The organism is Haloferax sp. Atlit-6N, assembly GCF_003383195.1.
GTDB classification, from domain to species: domain Archaea; phylum Halobacteriota; class Halobacteria; order Halobacteriales; family Haloferacaceae; genus Haloferax; species Haloferax gibbonsii.
In genome coordinates this window covers 491888-512269 of the sequence record NZ_QEQJ01000001.1, presented here as the reverse complement: position 1 = coordinate 512269, position 20382 = coordinate 491888, and the positions used below count along the sequence as shown (strand labels likewise).

Below are 20382 nucleotides of genomic sequence, written 5' to 3'. Positions count from 1 at the left end.
CGTCCGGCGACTGCGCCGCGAAAAACCGAGTGCTGACTACTGTTCGTTGATGGCGTCGGAGGCGATGCTGCGGCCGCGGGCGTTGAGCTGCACCTCGTGACGGACGCGAATCTCCTCGACGACGTTGTGGTCGATGAGCCGCTGAAAGAGTTCCTCGACTTCGTCCACGTCGAGGCCGAGGAAGCTGGGGATGTCGAACGGGGAGACGCCGGAGTACAGCGCCGTGAGGACCTGTTTGTCCGTCTCGCTCAGCTCGATAGAGGTCTCCGAAAGCTCCTCGCCCTCGCGGAGGAGCGTGTAGAGGAAACTGACGGCGCGGTCGGAGCCGGAGATGTACGTCTGGAGGCTCGTCCCCTCGTCGTCGGAGTGTTCGACCTCGATGACGCTCCGGTGTTCGTCGACGATGGTTCGCTCGCCGGTCTTCACGTCGCCGATGTCGTCGAGGCGGACCTCGACGAACTTGCCGCCGACGGTCGCCATGCTCACGGCCTCCGCTTCGACTTTGAGCCGGGACTTTTCCCACTCGGTGTTCTGGACGACGCCGCCGGCGACTGCGGGATGTCGCGCGAGGAACTGCTCGGTGTTGAGGAGCGCCCCGAAGAAGTCCGTCTCGAACTCGTCGTAGTCGACGGGCGCGAGCAGGACGACGCCCGACGGGATGTGGACGCTGAAGTAGTCGGAGACGGTCGCGATGCGCTGGTTCACGTCGTACCGGCCGCCGAACTCCTGTATCTTCGAGAGCTGAATCGTCCGCTTGCCGCCCGTGCCCGCGAGGATGAGCCGCCTGTTCGAAAGCAGGATTCGGCCGCTCGTCCAGTCGACGTCGTGTATCTCCCGGCCGTTCTTGATGACTTGAAGGAACCGCCCGCGGGTGTCTCCGAGTTTTTGCTCACCGGGTTTCATCGCTCACCTCCCGACCGCGGCGTCGCTCGCGCGGTAGATGCGGAGTCGTTTCTCGACGGGATCGAACTGCTGTCTACACGTCGGCGGGATGGTCTCTGTCATACCGATGGTGAGGTACCCGTCCGGCTTCAGCGCGGAGCCGAGCGTCTCGAAGACCGCCCGCTTCGACTCGGCGTTGATGTAGATGAACAGGTTCCGGCAGACGACGAGGTCGAACGTCCCCGGCGGCTCCTCGCGGATGAGGTCGCGTCGCTCGAAGCGGACCATGTCGGTGACGGCGTCTTTCACCTGGAAGGTGTCGTCGTCGCGGTCGACGAAGCGCTCCCAGCGGCCGATGGGGTCGAGCTGTTCGCCCACGTCGTTGGTCTCGGAGGCGCGGTACTCGCCCGCCCTGGCGGCGCGGAGAATCTCGCGTTTGATGTCCGTACCGACGATTTCGATGCGGCGCTCGTCGACGCGGTCGTCGTCGTGGGCGAGCATCGCCAGCGAGTAGGCCTCGCGGCCGTCCGAGCAGGCCGCGCTCCATATCTTGATGGGGTCGTGGCGGCTCCCCCGCGAACTCAGGTCGCGGAGCACCCCGCGGAGCGCCTCCCACACCTCGGGATTGCGGAAGAAACTCGTGACGTTGACCGACAGCGCGTCGAGGAGCGCCTGCTGTTCTTCCTCGTCGTCGGTGAGGAGGTCGTGGTACGACCCGTAGTCGTCGACGCGTCGCCGCCGCATCCGCGCGGAGATTCGGCGGTCGAGGTAGGCGTCGTTGTACGAACTCGTCTGGAACTGCAGGGAGTCTTCGATGTAGTCCAAGAGCCGGCCGAACGCCGGGTCGTCGGTCGCCGACGAGGGCATCAGTCGGCCGCCTCCTCGGCGGTGTCGGGGAGCTGGCTCGGGTCGAACTCGCGCATCGCCTGTTGGCCGTCGGCGGGGAGTTCGAGCGTCGAGACGTCCAGAATCGGGATGACGTTGCCGTCGCCGATGACGGCCGTTCCCGACAGCCCGCCGACGCCCGACAGCGGTCCTTGCAGGGGCGTCACGACGACTTCCTCCTGTTTCGTCACGCCGTCGCAGTGGAGCGCGACCTGCCTGTCGTCGGGACGGATGCGAACCACCATGCCGTCGTCGGGTTCGGGCGAGTCGATTTCGAGCGCCTCGCGGAGCCGAATCAGCGGGAAGATGGTCTCCTCGTGGACGATGACCTCCGCGCCGCTGACCGTCTGGACGCGGTCGCGCCGGCTTATCTCGTCGATGTACTTGATGGGGACGCCGAACTCGCGGTCTTCGACCTGCACGAAAAGCACCTTGATGATGGCGACCGACACCGGCAGCCGGATGTTGAACGTGCTTCCCTCGCCGGGTTCGCTCTCGACCGACACCGAGCCGTCGAGCGATTCGACGGTCGTCTTCACCACGTCCATGCCGACGCCGCGGCCGGACACGTCCGTGATTTCGTCGTTGGTCGAAAAGCCGGGGTGGAAGATGTAGTCGTACACCTCGCTGTCGGGCATCTGGTTCACCTCCTCGCGGGTCGCAACGCCCTTGTCGACGGCCTTCTCGCGGACGGCGTCGGCGTTGATACCGCCGCCGTCGTCCTCGACGGTCACGATGACGGTGTCGTGTTGGCGGCGCGCGGAGAGTCTGATGGTCCCCGTGCGGGACTTGCCGTTTTCCTCGCGCACGTCGGGTGCTTCGATGCCGTGGTCGACGGCGTTCCGGAGGACGTGCATCAGCGGGTCGGAAATCTCGTCGAGGATGGTGCGGTCGAGTTCGATGTCCGCGCCCTCGACCTTGAACGAGACGCGTTTGTCCTGCTCGCGGGCGAGGTCGCGCACGAGCCGGGGGAACTTGTCGAACACCTTCTTCAGCGGGATGAGCCGCATGTCCATCACGGTGTTCTGGAGGTTCGAGGATATCTTGTCCAGTTCGTCGAGCGTGTCGAGCGCGGTCGTCTGGCCCACGTCGATGGCGTTTCTGAGCTTGATGCGGCTCGTGACCAACTGCTCGACGAGTTCGTGGAGTTCGTCGAGCTGGTCGACGTCCACGCGGACGGACTTGACCGCGGAGATGGAGCGTGCCTCCTTTTTCTTCTCCGTGCCGGACTCCGATTCTTCGTCGCTCTCGGTCGACTCGGCCTCGTCGGCGTCTCCTTCGCTCCCGTCGTCGACGCTGGGTGCGTCGTCGGACGCAGCGTCGCTATCACTGTCACTGTCGACAGCGCCGTCGGCGTCAGTAGACCGGTCGGAGTCGTCCGATGCCGGGGCGTCAACGTCGGCGTCAACCTCCGACTCGGCCGCCGGAGCGTCGTCGGCGTCCGCGGCCTCGTCGCCGGCGGCGAGCGCGTCGGACACGTCGGTCGTCTCGACCGTCGAGACCTTCCAGAGCCCGCCGAGTTCGCTTTCGACGACGGCGGCGTCGCGCTCGGCCACGAACAGGTCGAAGCCGTCGCCGAACTCGCCGTCTTCGATGGCGTCGCGGTTCGGGTTCGCCCCGACCACGTCGAGTTCTTCCGGGATGCTACTGAGGAAGATGCCGGCGTCGACGCCCTTCATCTGGCCCGCGTCGAGTTCGACGTGGGCGTGGGTGAGCGTGGTCGCATCGAGCGCATCGGCGTCGACGCAGTCGGCGGCGAGAGAGTCGAGGTCGACCGACTCGCGGTCGGCCTCGTCAGACGCCGCCGGGTTCGAGTTTCCCGCGTCACCTCCGTCTTCGACGGCGGCGCGAATCTCCTCGACCGTGTCGGTCGGGTCGATGGTGGACTCGCCGTTCTCCTCGATGTCGTGGAGAATCTCCACGATGAGGTCCATCCCGTCGAAGACGAGGTCCATCCGCTCGGCCGTCACGTCGAGTCGCTCGTGGCGAATCTCGTCGAGGAGGTCCTCGACGGCGTGGGCGACCGTCGCGGCGTTGTCGAATCCCATCGCCCCGAAGTTCCCCTTCAGCGTGTGGGCCTGCCGGAAGATGTCGTCGATGGCCTCGGTGTCGTCCGGGTTCGACTCCAGCGACAGCAGGGAGTTGTTCAACTGCGTGATGCTCTCTTCGCTCTCGGTGATGAATGCTTGGTAGAGTTCTTCGTCCATGGTCAGGTAGTGAGCCCGCGGAGTGCTTCGTCTGCGATTCGCCCGTCGGCCGAGACGGTGTCGACACAGCCGGCCTCGATGGCCCGCTTCGGCATTCCGAAGATCGCGGAGGTCGATTCGTCTTGTGCGACCGTGTGGCCGCCCGCCCGCTTGATTCGGGTCATCCCCTCGACGCCGTCGCGGCCCATGCCGGTGAGGAGCACGCCGGCCAGCGGCGCGTCCACCGCCTCCGCGGCCGACGCCATCGTGAGGTCGATAGCCGGTTTGACGCCGTGAAGCGGCTCGTCGTCGGAGAGTTCGAGCCGGAGACGTCCGGCCCGGTCGCCGGTCACGAGGAGGTGGGAACCGCCGGGCGCGATGCGAATCTGCCCGGGGCCGATTCGCTCGCCGTCGCTCGCCTCTTGGACCTCGTAGTCACAGCGGCCGTCGAGCCGCGCCGCAAAGCGCTTCGTGAAGCCGGCCGGCATGTGCTGGACGACCAGCACGCGGAGGCCCGCCTCCTCGGGGAGCGCCGCGAGCAACCGCTCGACGACGTTCGGCCCGCCCGTGGACGCGCCGATAATCAGCGTCGAGCCCTCGGTCGGCAGCGACCCGCTCGTCCCCGAAGACGCCGGTTTCGACCCCGCGGTCGCCGTCGACTTCGGCTCCGTCTTCGGCGGCCGGGAGCCCCGGCGCGTCGCCGAGAGGTCGACCGCCGCGGCGGACTGAATCTTCTCGACCAGTTCCCGCTTGACGCGGGGCATCTCGGAGGTGACCTCGCCGCCCGGTTTCGTCACGAAGTCGACCGCCCCCCGGTCGAGCGCCTCGAACGTCACATCGGCGTCCTCCTCGGCGTGCGCCGAGAGCATGAGGACGGGCGTCGGACACTCCTCCATGATGGCCTCGACCGCGTCGAGTCCGTTCATCTCGGGCATCTCGATGTCCATCGTCACGACGTCCGGTCGGTTCGCCTCGACCACCGAAATCGCCTCGCGGCCGTCGGCCGCCTCGGCGACGACCTCGACGTCGGCGTCTTCGAGGAGCGTGCGAATCAGCGTCCGCATGAACCGCGAGTCGTCGACGACGACCGCGCGAGTCGGCTCCGCGCCGGCGGACGCGCTCATCGTCCCCACCCGGCGGTTCCGGGTCGGCGGGAACTCGACGACGCCGAGTGGCCCCCCCGCCGAGGGCTCGGTGGATTCGTTAGTGTGCCGTTTCGTTGACCGCTCATCTACCTCCGAGGTTCGGAAATCGGGTATATAAACACTCGGCGAGGATAATCACGGCTGATAATCGGGTACGTATCTTTATACGCTGAATCTCACCACTCTGAAGCAGACAGGTGGCGGCGGATGTCGCCGCCGGGGATGACCATGCGACAAGATGCAATCACGACCGAGATGAGCGCGGACGAGACCGACGCGGAGGACTCCGCCGAAGAAGTACAGGTGCTGGAATTCCAACTCGGCCCGGAGACGTACTGCGTCGATATCGAGTACGTGAGCGAAATCGTCGACAAGGGCCAGCTCACGGCGGTTCCGAACGCGCCGGACTACGTCGAGGGCGTGATGGACCTCCGCGGGCGGACCACGTCAATCATCAACCCGAAGTCGCTTCTCAGCATCGACGACGAGGGCGAGTCGAAGCGCATCGTCATCTTCGACCCCAACAAGTTCGAAGACGAGGCCGCGACCGGCTGGCTCGTCGACGAGGTGTACCAAGTCGTGCGCGTCTCGATGGACGACGTGGAGGACCCGCCGCTCGAAAAAGACGACTCCATCGAGGGCGTCATCAAGCGCGACGGCGACCTCGTCGTCTGGATTTCGCCGGTGCACGCCATCGAGTAGGGACGTTCTGCGACCGGCCCCGCTCTCGTTTTCGAGAACCTAATCGGCGAGCGACTGCTCTCCCGCCGCGACGCCCCGCCCGCCGGTGAGTAACACCACGACGAGCGCACAACCCACGACGACGCCCGCGAGGCCGAACGCGGCGACGTAGCCGGCGGCGTCGGCGACGAACCCGCCGAGCGCCGAGCCGACCCCGCCGCCGAGGCTCGAAAGCGCCGTGTACGCGCCGAGGGCCTCCCCGCGAATCCGGTCGGGCGCGAGTCGCGTCACCATCCCGGTCGCCGTCACCGCGATGACCGCCCACGTGACGCCGATGACGAGGAACGTCGCGCCGAGGGTGACGAGCGCGGCGAGCGCCGCGAACTGCGTGCCGACGACGGCGACCGCCGGGAAGGCGAGTCCGCGGGTCGCCAGCGCGCCGGCCTGGAGGCGACGGGGGTCGTGTCGCGCCGCGAACGCGCCGACCTTCGCGTAGCTCACCGCCGACCCGAGACTCGACAGGACGAACAGGGCGAACACCTCGTCGGCGGACCGGCCGGAGCCGACGAGGTACGCGGGCAGCGGCCCGAAGAAGACCGAGAAGCCGACGAAGAACAGCGTCGCGGCCGCGAGGTACCGGAGGAGTTCGGGACTCATCCGCGCCCGGAGGTCGTCGAGGTCGAGGCTCTGGAGCGCCCAGTAGAGCCGCGAGGGACCGTACGGGACCGCGCGGACCGAACGCCCGACGAGGCCGCTCTGTCGGCGGATACTGGCCGACACACGGGCGAACCGCCGCGCCGACAGCGTCGAGCGTTCGGGGTACCAGACGCGGACGAGGACGGCACCGAGCGCGGCGGCGACCGCGGCCGCGACGAGGAACCGCCGCTGGACCGCGAGCGCGTCGAGACCGAACAGGCGCGGGGCCAGCGCCGACCAGACCGCGCCGACGACGAGGCCGCCGAGCCAGCCGTACCCCTGATAGTGGTTGAGGACGCCGAAGCGGCGGTCCCAGTCCTTCGACGGGACGCCCTCGACGACGATGAGGTTCAACACCGGCGCGGCCGCGGCGACGACGAACCACAACAGGGCGTTGGCGACGAGGACCGCGGCCGGCGACGACACGGTGGCCGTGAGGAAGAGCGCGCCGGCGGTCGCCACGAGCGCGACGAGGATGAACGGTCGCCTGCGCTTCGCGCGGGCGGCCAGCCGGCCCCAGAGCACCGCGCCCGGCGCGCCGGCGAAGGCGGCGGTCGCGGCGATGAGGCCGACGAACAGCGCGTTCGCTCCCAGTTCGATGGCGTACAGCGGGACGACGAGCGACGACGCGCCCACCGCGGCGTAGCCCAGCGCCCAACCGAACAGCCACCGGTCGCGGTTCCCCGTCTTCGAACGTCCGTGTCGGTCGGTCACGCGTCACGAATGAAACCGGTGAAACAAAGTCGTTACCCCCCGAACGCGCGCGAAAAGCAGGACATATATAGTCTGAACAAAATCCTCGGACAACCATGCTCGGGAGCGAACCACCACACACGGGGGGATGGTCGTGACGGACGACTCCTCTCCCTCCTCGTTCGTGCAGTACGGTATCGACGACAAACCACCCCTTCCGACCGCTCTCCTTCTCGGCGCCCAACACTACCTCACCATGGTGGGCGCGAACATCGCCGTCCCCCTCATCCTCGCCGGAGCCCTCGGCATGCCCGCCGACGTGATTCCGCGGTTCGTCGGGACGTTCTTCGTCGTCTCCGGCATCGCGACGTTGATGCAGACGACGTTCGGGAACCGCTACCCCATCGTGCAAGGGGCACCGTTTTCGATGCTCGCACCGGCGCTCGCCGTCATCGGCGTAGCGACGGCGGCCGACCAGTCGGGCGTCGCGTGGCAGAGCGCCCTCTTGCAACTGCAGGGCGCGATTATCGTCGCGGCCGTCGTCGAGGTGTTCGTCGGCTACTTCGGCCTGCTCGGACGTCTCCGAAAGTTCATCTCGCCGGTCGTCATCGCGCCGACCATCGCGCTCATCGGGCTGTCGCTCTTCAACGCCCCGCAGGTCGCGTCGGCGACCAACAACTGGTGGCTCCTCGGCCTGACGCTCGCGCTCATCGTCCTGTTCTCGCAGTACCTCGACACCGCGCACCCGGCGTTCAAGCTGTTCCCGGTGCTGCTCGGCGTCATCGTCTCGTACGTCGTCGCCGCCGGCCTCTCGGTCGCGGGGGTCATCGCCCCCGGCGCGGCGGGCTACGTGAACCTCCAGACGGTCGTCGAGGCCCCGGCGCTCATGACCATCTACCCCCTGCAGTGGGGCTTCGCGGGCGGCGCGGGGACGACGACGGTCGCGCTTCCCGTCGTGGGCTCGGTCGCCTTCGGCATCCCGCAGTTCACGACCTCCTTTATCATCGGGATGCTCGCGGGCGTCGCGGCCTCGATGGTCGAGTCCTTCGGTGACTACCACGCCGTCGCCCGGCTCTCGGGCGTCGGCGCGCCCTCCGAGCGCCGCATCAACCACGGCATCGGCATGGAGGGCGTGATGAACGTCTTCTCGGCCGTCATGGGCGGCAGCGGCTCGACCTCCTACTCCGAGAACATCGGCGCTATCGGTCTCACGGGCGTGGCCTCCCGCTACGTCGTGCAGGTCGGCGCAGTCGTGATGCTCGTCATGGGCTTCGTCGGCTACTTCGGACAGCTCATCGCGACGATTCCCGACCCAATCGTCGGCGGCCTCTACGTCGCCATGTTCGGCCAAATCGTCGCCGTCGGCCTCTCGAACCTGAAGTACGTCGACCTCGACTCCTCGCGTAACGTGTTCATCGTCGGCGTCGCCATGTTCGCCGGCCTCGCCGTCCCCGCCTACATGGGTAACGTCGGGAGCGCGGCGGCGTTCCGCGAGGGGATGCGGCAGGTCGCGCTCGTCGGCCCCGTCCTCGGGACCCAACTCGTCGCCGACACCGTCTTCGTCATCGGTTCGACCGGTATGGCAGTCGGCGGCCTCATCGCCTTCTTCTTCGACAACACCATCGCGGGCACCCGCGCCGAGCGCGGCCTCGAAGAGTGGGAAGACACCGTCGAAGACGACGGCGACTTCGAGTCGGCGCTGGACCGGTTCCGCGGCGACGAGTCGGCGACGGCCGACTGAGCCGCCCTGACAATTTTTTAACTCGCAGTCGCTACCGCGGGATTCGCGGGCTGTAACGGCCAGTCGACCGAGAATTCGACCGCGGCCGAGACCGGATGGAGCGAGGGCAAGGGCGCGGTCCAGTCCTCCGTCCACACCTTCGAGATGGTCGGCAAGCACGCGTACTACTGCGTGCCTCACGAAGCCGCCGGCATGACGGGAACTATCGCCGTCGAGGAGTAGTCTCGTCGTCGAGGAGCAGGCTCAGGTCTCGTCGCGCCCGGTCCGCCCGAGCGCGACGAGCACGAGGTAGCCGACGAACCCGGCGACGAACAGCAAGGCCGGAATGGCGAAGGGACCGAACGTCTCGATGAGTCCGTCCACGGGACCGAGTTGGAGCATATCCAAGCCACGGCCGCGCTGCGGTTAACGTTCCCGGCGGGCGGTCATCGCGGGTGCTCCCGGCGGGCGCGGCGGACGGCTCCGGGCGCTCACTCGTCGTCGGCGCTGTCGTCTTCGTCCGTCGTCGCTTCCGCGTCCGCGTCCGCGACTTCGTCGGCCGTGCCCTCGCTCGCCATGTCGGGGGTGCGAGCCGGTTGCCGGACCCCACCGTTCGAGAGTCCGGCCGCGGGCGACTGCCGGGTCGCTTCGGTGTCCGTCGAGTGGACGTGAACGTCTCGCTGGGGGAACGGAATCCCGATGCCCGCGTCGTTCAGGCGCTTGTATATCTCGCGGTTGAGGTTGTGCGTCGCCTTTCCGCGCTTGAGCGGGCTGTTGACCCAACAGACGAGTTCGTACTCCAGCGCGTCGGGGCCGAACCGGCGGAACCGCGGCCGCGGACGCGGCGCGTCGAGGACAAGCGGCTCGTCGAGCGCGAGTTCGGTCAGCAACTCCTCGAACTCGTCCACGTCGGTTCCGTAGGCGACGCCGACCGGGACCTTCAGCCGGCGGCGGCGGTTCGGCGCGGACTCGTTGATGATTTTCGCGGCGTTGAGCACCGAGTTCGGCACCGTCACGAGCAGTTCGTCGCGGGTGAGAAGCGTGGTCGAGCGGATGCCGACCTTGACGACGGTGCCCGCCTCGCCGGAGTCGAGGACGACGTAGTCGCCGATTTTGTAGGTGTCGTCGAAGTACAGCGCGATGCCGCCGAAGAAGTTGGCGACGGTGTCTTTCGCGGCGAAGCCGACGGCGATGCCGGCGATGCCCGCGCCGGCGAAAAGCGGCGTGATTTCGATGCCCCAGATGTACAGCAGCGCGCCGATGGTTCCGACCGAGACGACGATGGTCCAGACGTTCGAGAAGACGGGCGCGAAGTCGTAGCGACTGCCCTTGTCCTTGACCGCCTCGACGAGGCGGTTGACGAGGCGGTTGAGCGCCCACGCCCAGACGACGATGCCGACAGACAGCGACGGCAGGCCGAAGAAGTCGTTGAGCGTCGCCGAATCGACGACGAGCGCCTCGGCGACCGCGGGGGCCCTGGAGAACAGGAAGATACCGGTCAACGAGACGGTGACGACGATGGGCCACCGAAGCTCTTGGACGACGATGTTGTCGAGCGAGGTCTCGGTTCGGCTGGTGTACTGAAACAGGAGGCGGATGACCACCTTCTCCATGACGAACGCGCCGCCGACCGAGATGAGGAGCACGAGGGCCGTCACCTCAAGCGCCGACAGGCCCGAGAGGAACGACGAGAGGTGTTGGCTCATGCCGCGGAAATCGCGGCCACCGGGGATAACGATTGCTCCCCTGACGGTCGCGGAGGCCGAAAGGTTTTGTTCGCCGCGGGCGCGAGGGCACACCAGATGTACCGATTCGGTCACTGGGGCGTCTCGCTCCTCGTGTTCGCCCCCCTCGGCTTCGCGCTCGTGCAGGCCGGCCGCCCGGAACTCGCGTTCGCCGCCGGCGCGGCGATGTGCTGGCTGGCGATGCTCCCCGACTACGACATGCGCGTCCCCGGCATCTCCCACCGCGGGCCGACCCACACGGTCCTGTTTGCGGCCCTCGTCGGCGGCGTCGGCGGCGGCGGCGCGTACCTCCTCGCCAGCAACGCCGGCCAACCCGAGGCCGCGGCGACGGCGCTCGGCGCGTTCGGCTTCGCCGTGGGCGCGCTCACCGTCCTCGCGCACCTCCTGGCCGACGTGCTCACGCCGGCCGGCATCCGCCCCTTGTGGCCGCTTTCGTCCCGGAAGTTCACGCTCTCGTTGTGGACCGCGGACAACACCGTCGCCAACTACGGCCTGTTCGCCGTCGGCGTGTTCGCCGTGGCCGCGGCGGCGTACCTCTCGGTCGCGCTCTGAGCGACCCCGGACTCGGGACGGCGAGCGCCCCTCGAACCTGAGGAATCGTTAAGGTCCGCCCGGGAGAGCGGAGACGCATGGACGACGACGCCATGCGCCGCTTCCCGGTGCCCGACCGCGACGACCTCCCGGACGACCTGCGCGAGCGCATCGACGACGAGACCGAGCGCGCCGGCTTCACCCCGAACGTCTTCGCCGCCTTCGCGTACAAGCCCTCGCACTTCCGGCCCTTTTTCGAGTACCACGACGCCCTCGTCGAGGACACCGACCTCGAACGCCACGAGGTCGAGATGATAATCGTGGCCGTCTCCGGCGTCAACCACTGTTACTACTGCAACGTCGCCCACGGCGCGCTGGTCCGCATCTACGCGAAAGACCCGCTGCTCGCGGACCAACTGGTCGCCAACTACCGCACCGCCGACATCCCCGAGAAGCACAAGACGATGCTCGACGTGGCGGTGAAACTCACCGAGTCGCCCGTCGAGGTCGGCGAGGACGACCTGCAGCGACTCCGCGACGCCGGCTTCTCCGAGGAGGCGGTCTGGGACATCGGCGCGGTCACGGCCTTCTTCAACCTCAGCAACCGCATGGCGATGTTCGCCGACATGCGGCCGAACGAGGAGTTCCACACGCTCGGCCGAGAGCCGCGCGACGACTGACTCGGAGGGTAGTAAACAGTACCACGGTCTGTGGTAGCAATCGGCGGAATCCTTATGGCCGATAGCGGTGCATTTCGACACGCAATGGCGAAAGGTAAGGTTGCATTCTTCAAGTCCTCCGGCGGCTACGGCTTCATCGAGACCGAAGACCACGACGACGACGTGTTCTTCCACATGGAGGACATCGGCGGCCCCGACCTCGAAGAGGGCCAAGAAGTGGAGTTCGACATCGAGCAGGCCGACAAGGGCCCGCGAGCGGTCAACGTCACGCGACTCTGAGTCCGGCGCGTTCCGCCCGACGACGACTCGACAGCGAACAGAGTTCTGCATTTTCACCCCGCCAGCCGCGGCGTTCGCGCCCCGCGGTCGCCGGCCTCGGTCGGGTCGTGGTCGCTCGTCGTCGCTCCGGTCGCTCGCCTCAGAGCGTTCCCGCTCGGCCCATCCGCCGAATCTCGTCGGCCCGCGCCCGGATGGCGTCCCACTCGTCGTCGTCCTTCCGGTCGACGTGGGAGTACATGAGCCCCATCCGGCCCGTTCCCCGGAGGCGTTCTTCGTTCTCCTTCAGGAAGTCCCAGTAGAGCGCGTTGAACGGGCAGGCGTTCTCGCCGGTCGTCTTCGACACCGCGTAGGGACACGACGAGCAGTAGTCGGACATCTCGTTGACGTAGTTCCCCGACGAGGCGTAGGGCTTCGACGAGAGCACGTCGGTGCCGAACGAGCCCATGGCGACCACGTTCGGCGTCGTCACCCAGTGGTACGCGTCGACGAAGCCGAGGTGGAACCAGCGGTCGAGTTCCGCCGGGTCGACCCCGTAGACGAGCGCGAAGTTCGAAAGCACCATCAGGCGCTCGATGTGGTGGGCGTAGCCGCGGTCGCGGACGTGACCCACGGCCTCCGAGAGACAGCGCATGTCCGTCTCGCCGGTCCAGTACGCCTCCGGGAGCGATTCGGTCTGGTCGAGTTGGTTCGCCGCGGCCAGTTCGGGCATCGACCGCCGGTAGACGTGCCGCACGAACTCCCGCCAGCCGAGGACCTGCCGGACGAACCCCTCGGCGCTGTTGAGCGGGGCGTCGCCCGCCTCGTAAGCTTCCTCGACCGCCTCGACCGCCTCGCGCGGGTGGAGCAGGCCGAGGTTGATGGCCGCCGACAGCAGGGAGTGACAGAGCGCCCACTCGCCGTCGACCATCGCGTCCTGATACGGGCCGAACTCGGGAAGGCGGACCTCGACGAAGTGCGACAGCGCCTGCTTCGCCTCCTCGCGCGTCACCGGCCAGACGAACGGTTCTGGCGACCCCCACGCGTCGGGGTAGCGCTCGCGGACGAACCCGATGACCTCGCGCGTCGTCTCGTCCGGTTCGAACCGCGGGGCCTCGGGCGGCGTCCACCCCTCCGGCGGCGTCTCTCGGTTCCGGTCGTCGTAGTTCCACTCGCCGCCGACGGGGCCGTCGCCGTCCATCAGGACGCCCGTCTCCCGGCGGGCGTGTCGGTACCAGTGTTCCTGTCGGTAGGCGTCGGCGTCGCCAGCCCAGTCGTCGAAGTCGGCGGGCGTCGTGAGAAACAGGTCATTCTCGACGAGCGTGAGCGACCCGCCGCGGGCGGCGACGAGTTCCCGAAGCCGCTCGCCCGCGCCGTGACTGGGCGGGTCCATCGCGACGAGGTCGTCACCCGGCGCGGCGTCGAAGTAGCGGTCGAGCCCCTCGCCGAACGTCTCGGCTTCGACGTAGGTCACCTCGTAACCGCGCTCGCGGAGGTCGTCGCGGAAGTGCCGCATCGCCGAGAAGACGAGCGCGAGCTTCTGGGGGTGGTACGGCAGTCGGTCGCCGAAGGCGTGGGCCTCTATCATCAGCACGCGGTCGTCGGACTGCAGCGGCGCGGCCGACGGGTCGAGTTGGTCGCCGAGGACCCAGACGGTCATAGGCGTCCCTTCGGCGGCGGAGAAAAGAGCGTGTCGGCCAGTCGATTGATTAGCGACGCGAGCCCGGTTGCGGGTCGACGTGCGCGGGCGCGAGCAGGTCCGCAATCGGCTGGTCGTCGAGCCACGACAGCAGGCGGACGAGCTGGTCCGCAGCGGCCTCGAACAGTTCCTCGCCGGCTTCGGGCGACGCGTCGGTCTGGTCGCCGAAGACGCCGTTTCCGGAGTTCTCGACGGCGTCGTAGAACGTCCGCGCGCCGTGTTCGCGGAGGTGGGCGTCGCTCAGGTCCACGACGCCGCCGTCGCGGGCCGAGTCGAGTTCGCCCTCGCGGACGAGGTCGCGGGCGATGTGCATGATCATTGAGGTCTCCTTCGGCCCGCCGTGGGGGCCGGGGTGGTCGAACAGGTCCGTCACGAGGTCCGGAATCGACTCGTCCCACATCCACTCGATGGCGTACATGGTGCCGTCGTCGCGGAGGCGGCGACCGACCTCCCGGAGGTGCTGGACGTTGCCGCCGTGGGCGTTGACGAACACGACCCGGTCGACGCCGTGGTACGCGAGGTTCCGCGTCATCGACTCCACGTAGTCGCGGAACTGCGGCGCGTCCACCCACATGGTCCCGTGGAACTGGCGGTGGTGGGGGCTGACGCCCACGTTGACGGTCGGCGTGCAGAGGTAGCCGGTCCGGTCGGCCGCCTCGCGGGCCAACGCCTCCGCGATGAGGTGGTCTGTGGCGAGCGGGAGGTGCGGGCCGTGCTGTTCCGTCGAGCCGAGCGGCACGACCGCGAGCGACGATTCGGCCACGTAGTCGCCGAGTTCGGGCCACGTCTGGTCCGCGATGTACATGGGCGTCACCAAGCGACGACGCCTAAAGAAAGGTGACAAAGGGGAAATGGGTTCCCCGGGCGACGCGGCTCAGTCCCGTTCCTGCGAGCGCAGTTCGATGCGGCGAATCTTCCCCGAGGAGGTCTTCGGCAGTTCCGCGACGAACTCGATTTCGCGCGGGTACTTGTACGGGGCCGTCTGCGCTTTCATGAACGACTGGAGTTCGTCCACGAGGTCGTCGGAGCCCTCGTGTCCGTCGGTGAGGACGACGAACGCCTTGACGATGCTGCCGCGTTCCTCGTGCGGGCTGGCGACCGCGGCGGCTTCCGCGACCGCCTCGTGGGAGACGAGCGCGTCTTCGACCTCGAAGGGGCCGATGCGGTAGCCCGCCGAGATGATGATGTCGTCGGCGCGCCCCTCGAAGAAGAAGTAGCCGTCCTCGTCGCGGGAGGCGAGGTCGCCGGTGCGGTAGTAGTCGCCCGAGAACGTCTTCTCGTCGAGGTTCGGCTTCTCGTAGTAGCCGTCGAAGATGCCGGGACAGCCGACCGGGACGGCGATTTCGCCGATTTCGTCGACGCCGACCTCCGCCTCGTTCTCGTCGATGATGGTCGTGCCGAGGCCGGGCGTCGGCTTGCCCATGCTGCCGGGTTTCACGTCGATGCCGGGGTAGTTCGTGAGGAGCGCGACCGTCTCGGTCTGGCCGTAGCCGTCTCGCGGGATGACGCCGAACGCCTCGCGGAACGCCTCGATGGGTTCGCGGTTGAGCGGTTCGCCCGCCGACAGCGCCTCTTTCAGTCGGAGGTCGTACGAGCCGAGGTCGCGCTGGGCGAACATCCGGTACTGGGTCGGGACGGCGCAGAGGCGGGTGACGCCCTCTTCTTCCATGATGTCGAGGAACGCGCCCGGTTCGAAGTCGCCGCGGTAGACGAACTGGGTCGCGCCGGTCGTCAGGCCGACGCCGACGGGGCTCCAGAACCACTTGGCCCAGCCGGTTCCGGTCGTCGCCCAGAGCAGTTCGTCGGAGAGGTCGTCGTCGGCCGTGACGCCCCACCAGTAGGGGGCGTTGACGAGTTCGAAACAGCGCATCCAGCGGTGGCGGTGGCGGACCGGCTTGGGCTGGCCGGTCGTCCCCGACGTGTAGTTGATGGACATCGGGTCTTCGGCCCGGAGGTCGGGGCCGTCGTGGTCGGCGGACTCGTCGGCGACGAGGTCGGAAAACGAGGTCCAGCCGTCGGCGTCGCCGCCGAGGACGACGAAGTTCGAAAGCGGCGTCTCGTCGCGCACCTCGTCGACCATGCCGACGAGCGACTCGTGGACGACGGCGGTCGTCGCCTCGCAGTCGTTCGCGCGGAACGCGATGTCCTTGGGCTTGAGCATCGAGGAACTGGGGACGAGCAGCGCGCCGCGCTTGAGCGCGCCGAGCTGGACGGCGAACACGTCGGGGTCGCGGGGAAGCAGGTGGATGAGCCGGTCGCCCTTCCCGACGCCCATGGATTCGAGCGCGTTGGCGAAGCGGTTCATGTCGTCCCGGAGGTCGCCGTAGGTCCGCTCCTCGCGGCCGCCGTCGGCGTCGCGGAACTTCAGGGCGACGCGGTCGCCGAAGGCGTCGGCGTGCGATTCGATGACCGCGGGGATGTTGTAGTCCTCGGGGATGTCCCACTCGAACGATTCCGACTCGGCCTCGTACTCGACTGCCATGGCTCGACAGACAGAACAGACCATAATAATTGTTCGTCCGGATTGTGCGAGGTCGCCGAGCCGTCAGGCCATCGGCGAGCCTTCCTGGGGGCCCTCACCGGGGGCGCTCACGCCCTCGTCGCCGTCGTCGGCGGACTCCCCGCGGAGCGCCAGCGCGAACGCGCCGAGGCCGACGAGCAGCACGACGAACTCGAGGACGCCCCCGAGGGGGACGAAGTCGAGGACGGCGAGGACGAACAGGCCGGCGAACAGCGCGGCCCAGCGGTTGTCGTAGTCCGCGAGCGACAGGAGCCACGTCCCGAGGACGAGCGCGCCGTAGATGCCCGCGACCCAGAGGGCGAGGACGAATCCGACCCCGCCGGCCAGCGAGAGCGGGATGCCCACGATGGTCAACAGCAGGAGCAGCAGGACGATGGGTATCGCGACGATGGCGAGGAGGCCGACGCCGCCGCTCCGCACGGCCTTCTTCGTCCCGAGGCCCGTCACGCGGCGGGCGAAGTCGGGAGCGACGAGGACGATAATCGCACCGAGGACGAAGTTGGCGAGCAGCCAGTAGCCCGAGACCACCCAGCCGGGGATGACCGGGGCTTCGAACTGGCCGAACTGGAACGGCGCGCCGGCGACGACGGGACTGGCGACCACGAGGTCGTCGACCTGTCGCACGCCGCCGTCGACGACGGCCGCGGAGTCGACGGTCGCGGTCGTCGCGTCGTATTCGAGCGAGCCGCCGACCCGAGCGGTCGGGCCGACGGCGAACTCGTCGGCCCCGACGCGGACGTTTCCGGCGACCGCGCCGTCGAGCTGGACGGTGCCGCCGGCGGCGTCTAACGACCCGCCGATGTCGGCGGTGTCGCGGACGAACACCGCGCCGCCCGCGAGGCTCACGTCGCCGCCGACGGTCCCTTCGAGGGTCGCGGAGCCCGCGACGCCGTCGAGGTTCCCGTCGACGGTTCCGGTCTCAGTCAGGAGGACGGTCCCGGCCGTCGCCGACACGTCGCCGGTCACCGTCCCGGCGATGACGACCGTGCCGCCGACGGCTTCGAGGTCGCCGTCGACGGTCTCGCCTTCGCCGACGACGACGGTCCCGCCGGCCGCCGGCCCTTGTTGTGCGGCCGCGACGCCCGCGAGCGACCCCACCACGAGGAGACTCAGGAGGACCGCGACCAGTTGTTTCGTTGTGAACATCGGAATCACCGAGGCAACGCCTCGGATGAATGATACGACTCGCAGCGGCATAAATCGAGAGAGACGGTTTCAAACCCCGAGAAACGGCCGTTTTACCTGAATCTCGTGAGTCGACGACCGGCCGAGAAGGGAGGGTCCCCGCCGCGGCTACCGCTTGGTCCACCTTTTTGCCGACTCGCGGGGATGTTCCGGCATGGAGTACACGACGCTCGGAGACACCGGCATGGAGGTCTCCCGCATCTGTCTCGGCTGTATGAGCTTCGGCACCCCGGAGTGGCGCGAGTGGGTCTTAGAGGAGGAGGCGGGCCTCGAACTGGTCGACCGCGCCATCGAACTCGGTATCAACTTCTTCGACACCGCGAACATGTACTCGAACGGCGAGTCCGAGCGCGTCCTCGGGAAGGCGCTGGAGGGCCGCCGAGACGAGGCCGTCGTCGCCTCGAAGGTGTACTTCCAGATGGACGAAACCGACCCGAACTCCGGCGGCCTCTCGCGGAAGGCCATCGAGCAGGAACTCGACAACTCGCTGGACCGCCTCGGGATGGACAGCCTCGACCTGCTGCAGATTCACCGCTACGACGACGACACGCCCATCGAGACGACGATGCGCGCGCTCGACGACGCGGTTCGCCGCGGCAAGACGCGCTACGTCGGCGCGTCGTCGATGTGGGCCCACCAGTTCGCCGAGGCGCAGTACACCGCCGACTCGCTCGGACTGGACCGCTTCGCCACGATGCAGAACCACTACAACCTGCTCTACCGCGAGGAGGAACGCGAGATGCTCCCCCTCTGCGAGAAGCAGGGCGTCGGCGTCATGCCGTGGTCGCCGCTCGCCCGCGGCTACCTCACCCGCCCCCACGAGGAGTTCGAGGCGACGACCCGCGGCCGGACCGACGAGCACGCCAAGGGCCACCCGTACTTCGAGGGCGGCGGCCGCGAAGTGAACGAGCGCGTCGAGGAACTCGCCGACGAGAAGGGCGTCAAGATGGCGCAACTCGCCCTCTCGTGGGTGCTCCACAAGGACTGGGTGGACGCGCCCATCGTCGGCACGAGCAGTATCGAACACCTCGAAGACGCGGTCGAGGCCCTCGACATCAAGCTCACGGACTCCGACATCGACTACCTCGAAGCGCCCTACCGGCCGGTTCGCGTCTCCGGGCACGACTAGGGCCAAGGGAAACAGCCTTCAGCACCCGCCGAGAGCGTCGGTTGTGTACCGGACACTCGCTCGAATCGCCCGCGACGAGCCGGAGACGGCGATTCTCGGCGTCGAGTCGCTCCTCGCGGCCGGCGTCCTCCTCGGCGTCGCGCTGACGCTCGTCTCGCCGCTCGCGTCGTCGCTCCCGCTCGCAGACGTCGGCTTCGGGCTCGCGGCCGCCGCGACGGTGCTTCTCACGGTCGTCTCGCTCCTGGCCGCGTCGCGGCGAATCGCCCTCCTTCTCACCGGCCGCGGCGGTCTGCGAATCGAGACGTTCTGGCGGCTCCTCGAACTGCTGCTCGCGTTTCTCGTCGCCGGCATCGTCGCGTTCGCGGTCCAGCTCGGCGAGTTCGCGGCGACCGTCCCCGACCCGCGGGGCGGCGGCGTCTTCGTCGGCCTGTTCTTGGCGTTCGTCCTCGCGGGCGTCGGCCTCGCCGTGGTCGTCTGCCTCCGCGGGATGTGGCTCGTCGTGAACGCCGAGCTTCAGTCGGCGCTCGACGGGGTCTGAGCCGCGCCGATGCCGTCGAGTCGCTTCACCGCCCGGAGCGCGACGACGGCGATTGCGACCTCGGCGAAGCCGACGACGAGGAACGACGGGAGGTAGCCGACCGCGTCGGCGACGACGCCCCCGACGAGGAAGCCGGCGAGGAAGCCGAGGCTTCCGAAGACGTTGAACCCGCCGAGGGCCGCCCCGCGCTCGCCCGGCTCGGCGAGGTCGGTCACGAGCGCCATCGTCGCGGGCGCGACGAGCGCGCCGAAGACGCCGACGACGACCATCAGGCCCGCCGCGAGTTCGAAGACGGGGGCGAGCCCGACCGCGATGATGGCAACCCCGTAGAGCATCGACCCCGCGACGACGGGGACGAACCGGCCGACGCGGTCGGACAGCGACCCGAGGGGGTACTGCAGGAGCGCGAAGGGGACGAAAAAGAGCGCGAGCACCCCGCCCGCGACGGCGGCGTTCGCGCCGAACGTCTCGCGGAAGTAGTACACGCCGACGAGGGCGAAGAAGCCGGCCGTCATGCGGTCGATGAAGCCGAAGGCGTAGGGGACCGCGAACGCCGGGCGCGCGGCCAGTTTCTTGAGGACGACGCCGACGCCCACGCGGGTCGAATCGGGCGTCCGGTCGGTGACGGTCGTGACGAGCAGCGCGACGGCGGTGAGCGCCGCGGCGGACGCGTACAGCGGCGCGAGCGGGTCGATGGTGGTGAGTTGGCCGCCGACGACCGAGCCGAGCGCCGCGCCGAGGCCGATGGCGATGCCCGCCGCGCCCATGTTCCGTCCGTTGCCTCCGGAGAGGTCCGCGAGCATCGTAATCGACAGCGAGAACGCGCCGATGGTCATCGCGCCGCCGACGAGGCGGACGGCGAGGACCGCCCCGAAGGTCGCGTCGAGCCACGGGAGCGTCGCGAGCGCGAGGAGCGCGACGTAGCTGGCCGCGCCGCCGAGCGCGCCCGCGACGATGAGCCACGTCCGCCGACCGAGGGCGTCCGAGAGCGCGCCCCAGACGCTGGAGAAGGCGACGAACGAGGCGAACTCCGCGACGAGAAAGAGCATCCCGGCCGAGAGGTCGTACTCCCCCTGTCCGCCGCCGAGGGCGGTCACGAGGTCGGAGACGCCCGGGTAGAGGAGCACCTGCGAGACGAGGACGCCCCAGACGGCGAGGGCGAGTGTCGCTCGTTCGCGGCGCGTCGAGTCCATACGGGGTCGGTCGGTCCG

The 20382-nt window shown here is 68.4% G+C and carries 19 protein-coding genes and 1 pseudogene; 8 read left to right on the top strand and 12 right to left on the bottom strand.

Features of this window, described 5'->3' with window-relative positions:
• Positions 1-36: 36 nt before the first annotated feature.
• From DEQ92_RS02590 to DEQ92_RS02575, 4 genes are read right to left on the bottom strand one after another with little or no spacing between them, the layout of a single operon-like run.
• A complete protein-coding gene (locus tag DEQ92_RS02590) occupies positions 37-903 on the bottom strand; it encodes a CheF family chemotaxis protein (protein WP_004977353.1) in 867 nt (288 codons plus the stop codon).
• A 3-nt stretch (positions 904-906) separates the two neighbouring features.
• On the bottom strand, positions 907-1749 hold the full coding sequence (locus DEQ92_RS02585) for a protein-glutamate O-methyltransferase CheR (protein WP_115820387.1): 843 nt from the start codon (positions 1747-1749) through the stop codon (positions 907-909).
• Positions 1749-3974 (bottom strand): chemotaxis protein CheA, encoded by a 2226-nt coding sequence (locus tag DEQ92_RS02580; RefSeq protein ID WP_115820386.1) that lies wholly within the window; start codon positions 3972-3974, stop codon positions 1749-1751. Before DEQ92_RS02580 ends, DEQ92_RS02585 begins: the two co-directional genes overlap by 1 nt.
• Positions 3975-3976: 2 nt before the next feature.
• Entirely contained in the window at positions 3977-5077 is a 1101-nt protein-coding gene (locus tag DEQ92_RS02575) for a chemotaxis response regulator protein-glutamate methylesterase (protein ID WP_199522891.1), read from the bottom strand.
• Positions 5078-5326: 249 nt separating this feature from the next.
• Here DEQ92_RS02575 and DEQ92_RS02570 point away from each other — a divergent pair, with 249 nt between their 5' ends.
• Positions 5327-5800: a chemotaxis protein CheW gene (locus tag DEQ92_RS02570; RefSeq protein WP_042662095.1), complete on the top strand. Its 474-nt coding sequence runs from the start codon at positions 5327-5329 to the stop codon at positions 5798-5800.
• Positions 5801-5839: 39 nt separating this feature from the next.
• Here DEQ92_RS02570 and DEQ92_RS02565 read toward each other — a convergent pair whose 3' ends face one another.
• Positions 5840-7189 carry an MFS transporter gene (locus DEQ92_RS02565; RefSeq protein ID WP_115820384.1) on the bottom strand — a complete coding sequence of 450 codons (1350 nt, stop codon included), beginning with the start codon at positions 7187-7189 and terminating at the stop codon, positions 5840-5842.
• 127 nt (positions 7190-7316) lie between these two features.
• Here DEQ92_RS02565 and DEQ92_RS02560 point away from each other — a divergent pair, with 127 nt between their 5' ends.
• Together DEQ92_RS02560 and DEQ92_RS24050 are read left to right on the top strand one after the other, a co-directional pair.
• The gene (locus DEQ92_RS02560; protein ID WP_115820383.1) at positions 7317-8909 is read left to right on the top strand and encodes a uracil-xanthine permease family protein; all 1593 of its coding nucleotides are present in this window, start codon (positions 7317-7319) and stop codon (positions 8907-8909) included.
• Between the two features lie 69 nt (positions 8910-8978).
• Positions 8979-9131: pseudogene (locus DEQ92_RS24050) on the top strand (plastocyanin/azurin family copper-binding protein); the annotation flags it as partial.
• 21 nt (positions 9132-9152) lie between these two features.
• Here the strand turns inward: DEQ92_RS24050 and DEQ92_RS23725 are convergent.
• Together DEQ92_RS23725 and DEQ92_RS02550 are read right to left on the bottom strand one after the other, a co-directional pair.
• On the bottom strand, positions 9153-9290 hold the full coding sequence (locus tag DEQ92_RS23725) for a hypothetical protein (protein ID WP_008092934.1): 138 nt from the start codon (positions 9288-9290) through the stop codon (positions 9153-9155).
• An 89-nt stretch (positions 9291-9379) separates the two neighbouring features.
• On the bottom strand, positions 9380-10594 hold the full coding sequence (locus DEQ92_RS02550; RefSeq protein WP_115820382.1) for a mechanosensitive ion channel family protein: 1215 nt from the start codon (positions 10592-10594) through the stop codon (positions 9380-9382).
• Between the two features lie 96 nt (positions 10595-10690).
• On the opposite strand from DEQ92_RS02550, the gene DEQ92_RS02545 reads away from it, so the two are divergent.
• From DEQ92_RS02545 to DEQ92_RS02535, 3 genes are all read left to right on the top strand, one after another.
• Positions 10691-11185, top strand: a complete 495-nt coding sequence (locus tag DEQ92_RS02545; RefSeq protein WP_004977344.1) for a metal-dependent hydrolase — start codon at positions 10691-10693, stop codon at positions 11183-11185.
• 77 nt (positions 11186-11262) lie between these two features.
• Complete coding sequence (locus DEQ92_RS02540) at positions 11263-11844, top strand: peroxidase-related enzyme (RefSeq protein WP_050458946.1); 582 nt, start codon at positions 11263-11265, stop codon at positions 11842-11844.
• An 84-nt stretch (positions 11845-11928) separates the two neighbouring features.
• Positions 11929-12123 carry a cold-shock protein gene (locus DEQ92_RS02535; RefSeq protein ID WP_004967996.1) on the top strand — a complete coding sequence of 65 codons (195 nt, stop codon included), beginning with the start codon at positions 11929-11931 and terminating at the stop codon, positions 12121-12123.
• 139 nt (positions 12124-12262) lie between these two features.
• On the opposite strand, the gene DEQ92_RS02530 is transcribed toward DEQ92_RS02535, so the two are convergent.
• The 4 genes from DEQ92_RS02530 to DEQ92_RS02515 all read right to left on the bottom strand — a co-directional run bounded on the left by DEQ92_RS02530 (position 12263) and on the right by DEQ92_RS02515 (position 17465).
• Positions 12263-13759 carry a cryptochrome/photolyase family protein gene (locus tag DEQ92_RS02530; RefSeq protein WP_004977340.1) on the bottom strand — a complete coding sequence of 499 codons (1497 nt, stop codon included), beginning with the start codon at positions 13757-13759 and terminating at the stop codon, positions 12263-12265.
• A gap of 49 nt (positions 13760-13808) precedes the next feature.
• Positions 13809-14603: a creatininase family protein gene (locus tag DEQ92_RS02525; protein WP_004977339.1), complete on the bottom strand. Its 795-nt coding sequence runs from the start codon at positions 14601-14603 to the stop codon at positions 13809-13811.
• Between the two features lie 69 nt (positions 14604-14672).
• Positions 14673-16280, bottom strand: a complete 1608-nt coding sequence (locus tag DEQ92_RS02520; protein ID WP_115820381.1) for an acyl-CoA synthetase — start codon at positions 16278-16280, stop codon at positions 14673-14675.
• A gap of 63 nt (positions 16281-16343) precedes the next feature.
• Positions 16344-17465, bottom strand: coding sequence for a polymer-forming cytoskeletal protein (locus tag DEQ92_RS02515; RefSeq protein ID WP_115804761.1), 1122 nt, complete (start codon positions 17463-17465; stop codon positions 16344-16346).
• A gap of 193 nt (positions 17466-17658) precedes the next feature.
• Here DEQ92_RS02515 and DEQ92_RS02510 point away from each other — a divergent pair, with 193 nt between their 5' ends.
• Positions 17659-18633, top strand: a complete 975-nt coding sequence (locus tag DEQ92_RS02510; RefSeq protein ID WP_115820380.1) for an aldo/keto reductase — start codon at positions 17659-17661, stop codon at positions 18631-18633.
• A 43-nt stretch (positions 18634-18676) separates the two neighbouring features.
• A complete protein-coding gene (locus DEQ92_RS02505) occupies positions 18677-19171 on the top strand; it encodes a hypothetical protein (RefSeq protein ID WP_050458951.1) in 495 nt (164 codons plus the stop codon).
• Here DEQ92_RS02505 and DEQ92_RS02500 read toward each other — a convergent pair.
• Entirely contained in the window at positions 19147-20364 is a 1218-nt protein-coding gene (locus tag DEQ92_RS02500; RefSeq protein WP_004977333.1) for an MFS transporter, read from the bottom strand. The genes DEQ92_RS02505 and DEQ92_RS02500 overlap by 25 nt on opposite strands.
• Positions 20365-20382 lie beyond the last annotated feature (18 nt).

Coding starts and splice junctions, on each gene's coding strand:
- DEQ92_RS23725 (WP_008092934.1), bottom strand. CDS start 9,290: ATGCTCCAACTCGGTCCCGTGGACGGACTCATCGAGACGTTCGGTCCC.
- DEQ92_RS02525 (WP_004977339.1), bottom strand. CDS start 14,603: ATGTACATCGCGGACCAGACGTGGCCCGAACTCGGCGACTACGTGGCC.
- DEQ92_RS02585 (WP_115820387.1), bottom strand. CDS start 1,749: ATGCCCTCGTCGGCGACCGACGACCCGGCGTTCGGCCGGCTCTTGGAC.
- DEQ92_RS02575 (WP_199522891.1), bottom strand. CDS start 5,077: ATGAGCGCGTCCGCCGGCGCGGAGCCGACTCGCGCGGTCGTCGTCGAC.
- DEQ92_RS02530 (WP_004977340.1), bottom strand. CDS start 13,759: ATGACCGTCTGGGTCCTCGGCGACCAACTCGACCCGTCGGCCGCGCCG.
- DEQ92_RS02500 (WP_004977333.1), bottom strand. CDS start 20,364: ATGGACTCGACGCGCCGCGAACGAGCGACACTCGCCCTCGCCGTCTGG.
- DEQ92_RS02570 (WP_042662095.1), top strand. CDS start 5,327: ATGCGACAAGATGCAATCACGACCGAGATGAGCGCGGACGAGACCGAC.
- DEQ92_RS02540 (WP_050458946.1), top strand. CDS start 11,263: ATGGACGACGACGCCATGCGCCGCTTCCCGGTGCCCGACCGCGACGAC.
- DEQ92_RS02590 (WP_004977353.1), bottom strand. CDS start 903: ATGAAACCCGGTGAGCAAAAACTCGGAGACACCCGCGGGCGGTTCCTT.
- DEQ92_RS02550 (WP_115820382.1), bottom strand. CDS start 10,594: ATGAGCCAACACCTCTCGTCGTTCCTCTCGGGCCTGTCGGCGCTTGAG.
- DEQ92_RS02520 (WP_115820381.1), bottom strand. CDS start 16,280: ATGGCAGTCGAGTACGAGGCCGAGTCGGAATCGTTCGAGTGGGACATC.
- DEQ92_RS02545 (WP_004977344.1), top strand. CDS start 10,691: ATGTACCGATTCGGTCACTGGGGCGTCTCGCTCCTCGTGTTCGCCCCC.
- DEQ92_RS02580 (WP_115820386.1), bottom strand. CDS start 3,974: ATGGACGAAGAACTCTACCAAGCATTCATCACCGAGAGCGAAGAGAGC.
- DEQ92_RS02510 (WP_115820380.1), top strand. CDS start 17,659: ATGGAGTACACGACGCTCGGAGACACCGGCATGGAGGTCTCCCGCATC.
- DEQ92_RS02535 (WP_004967996.1), top strand. CDS start 11,929: ATGGCGAAAGGTAAGGTTGCATTCTTCAAGTCCTCCGGCGGCTACGGC.
- DEQ92_RS02560 (WP_115820383.1), top strand. CDS start 7,317: ATGGTCGTGACGGACGACTCCTCTCCCTCCTCGTTCGTGCAGTACGGT.
- DEQ92_RS02515 (WP_115804761.1), bottom strand. CDS start 17,465: ATGTTCACAACGAAACAACTGGTCGCGGTCCTCCTGAGTCTCCTCGTG.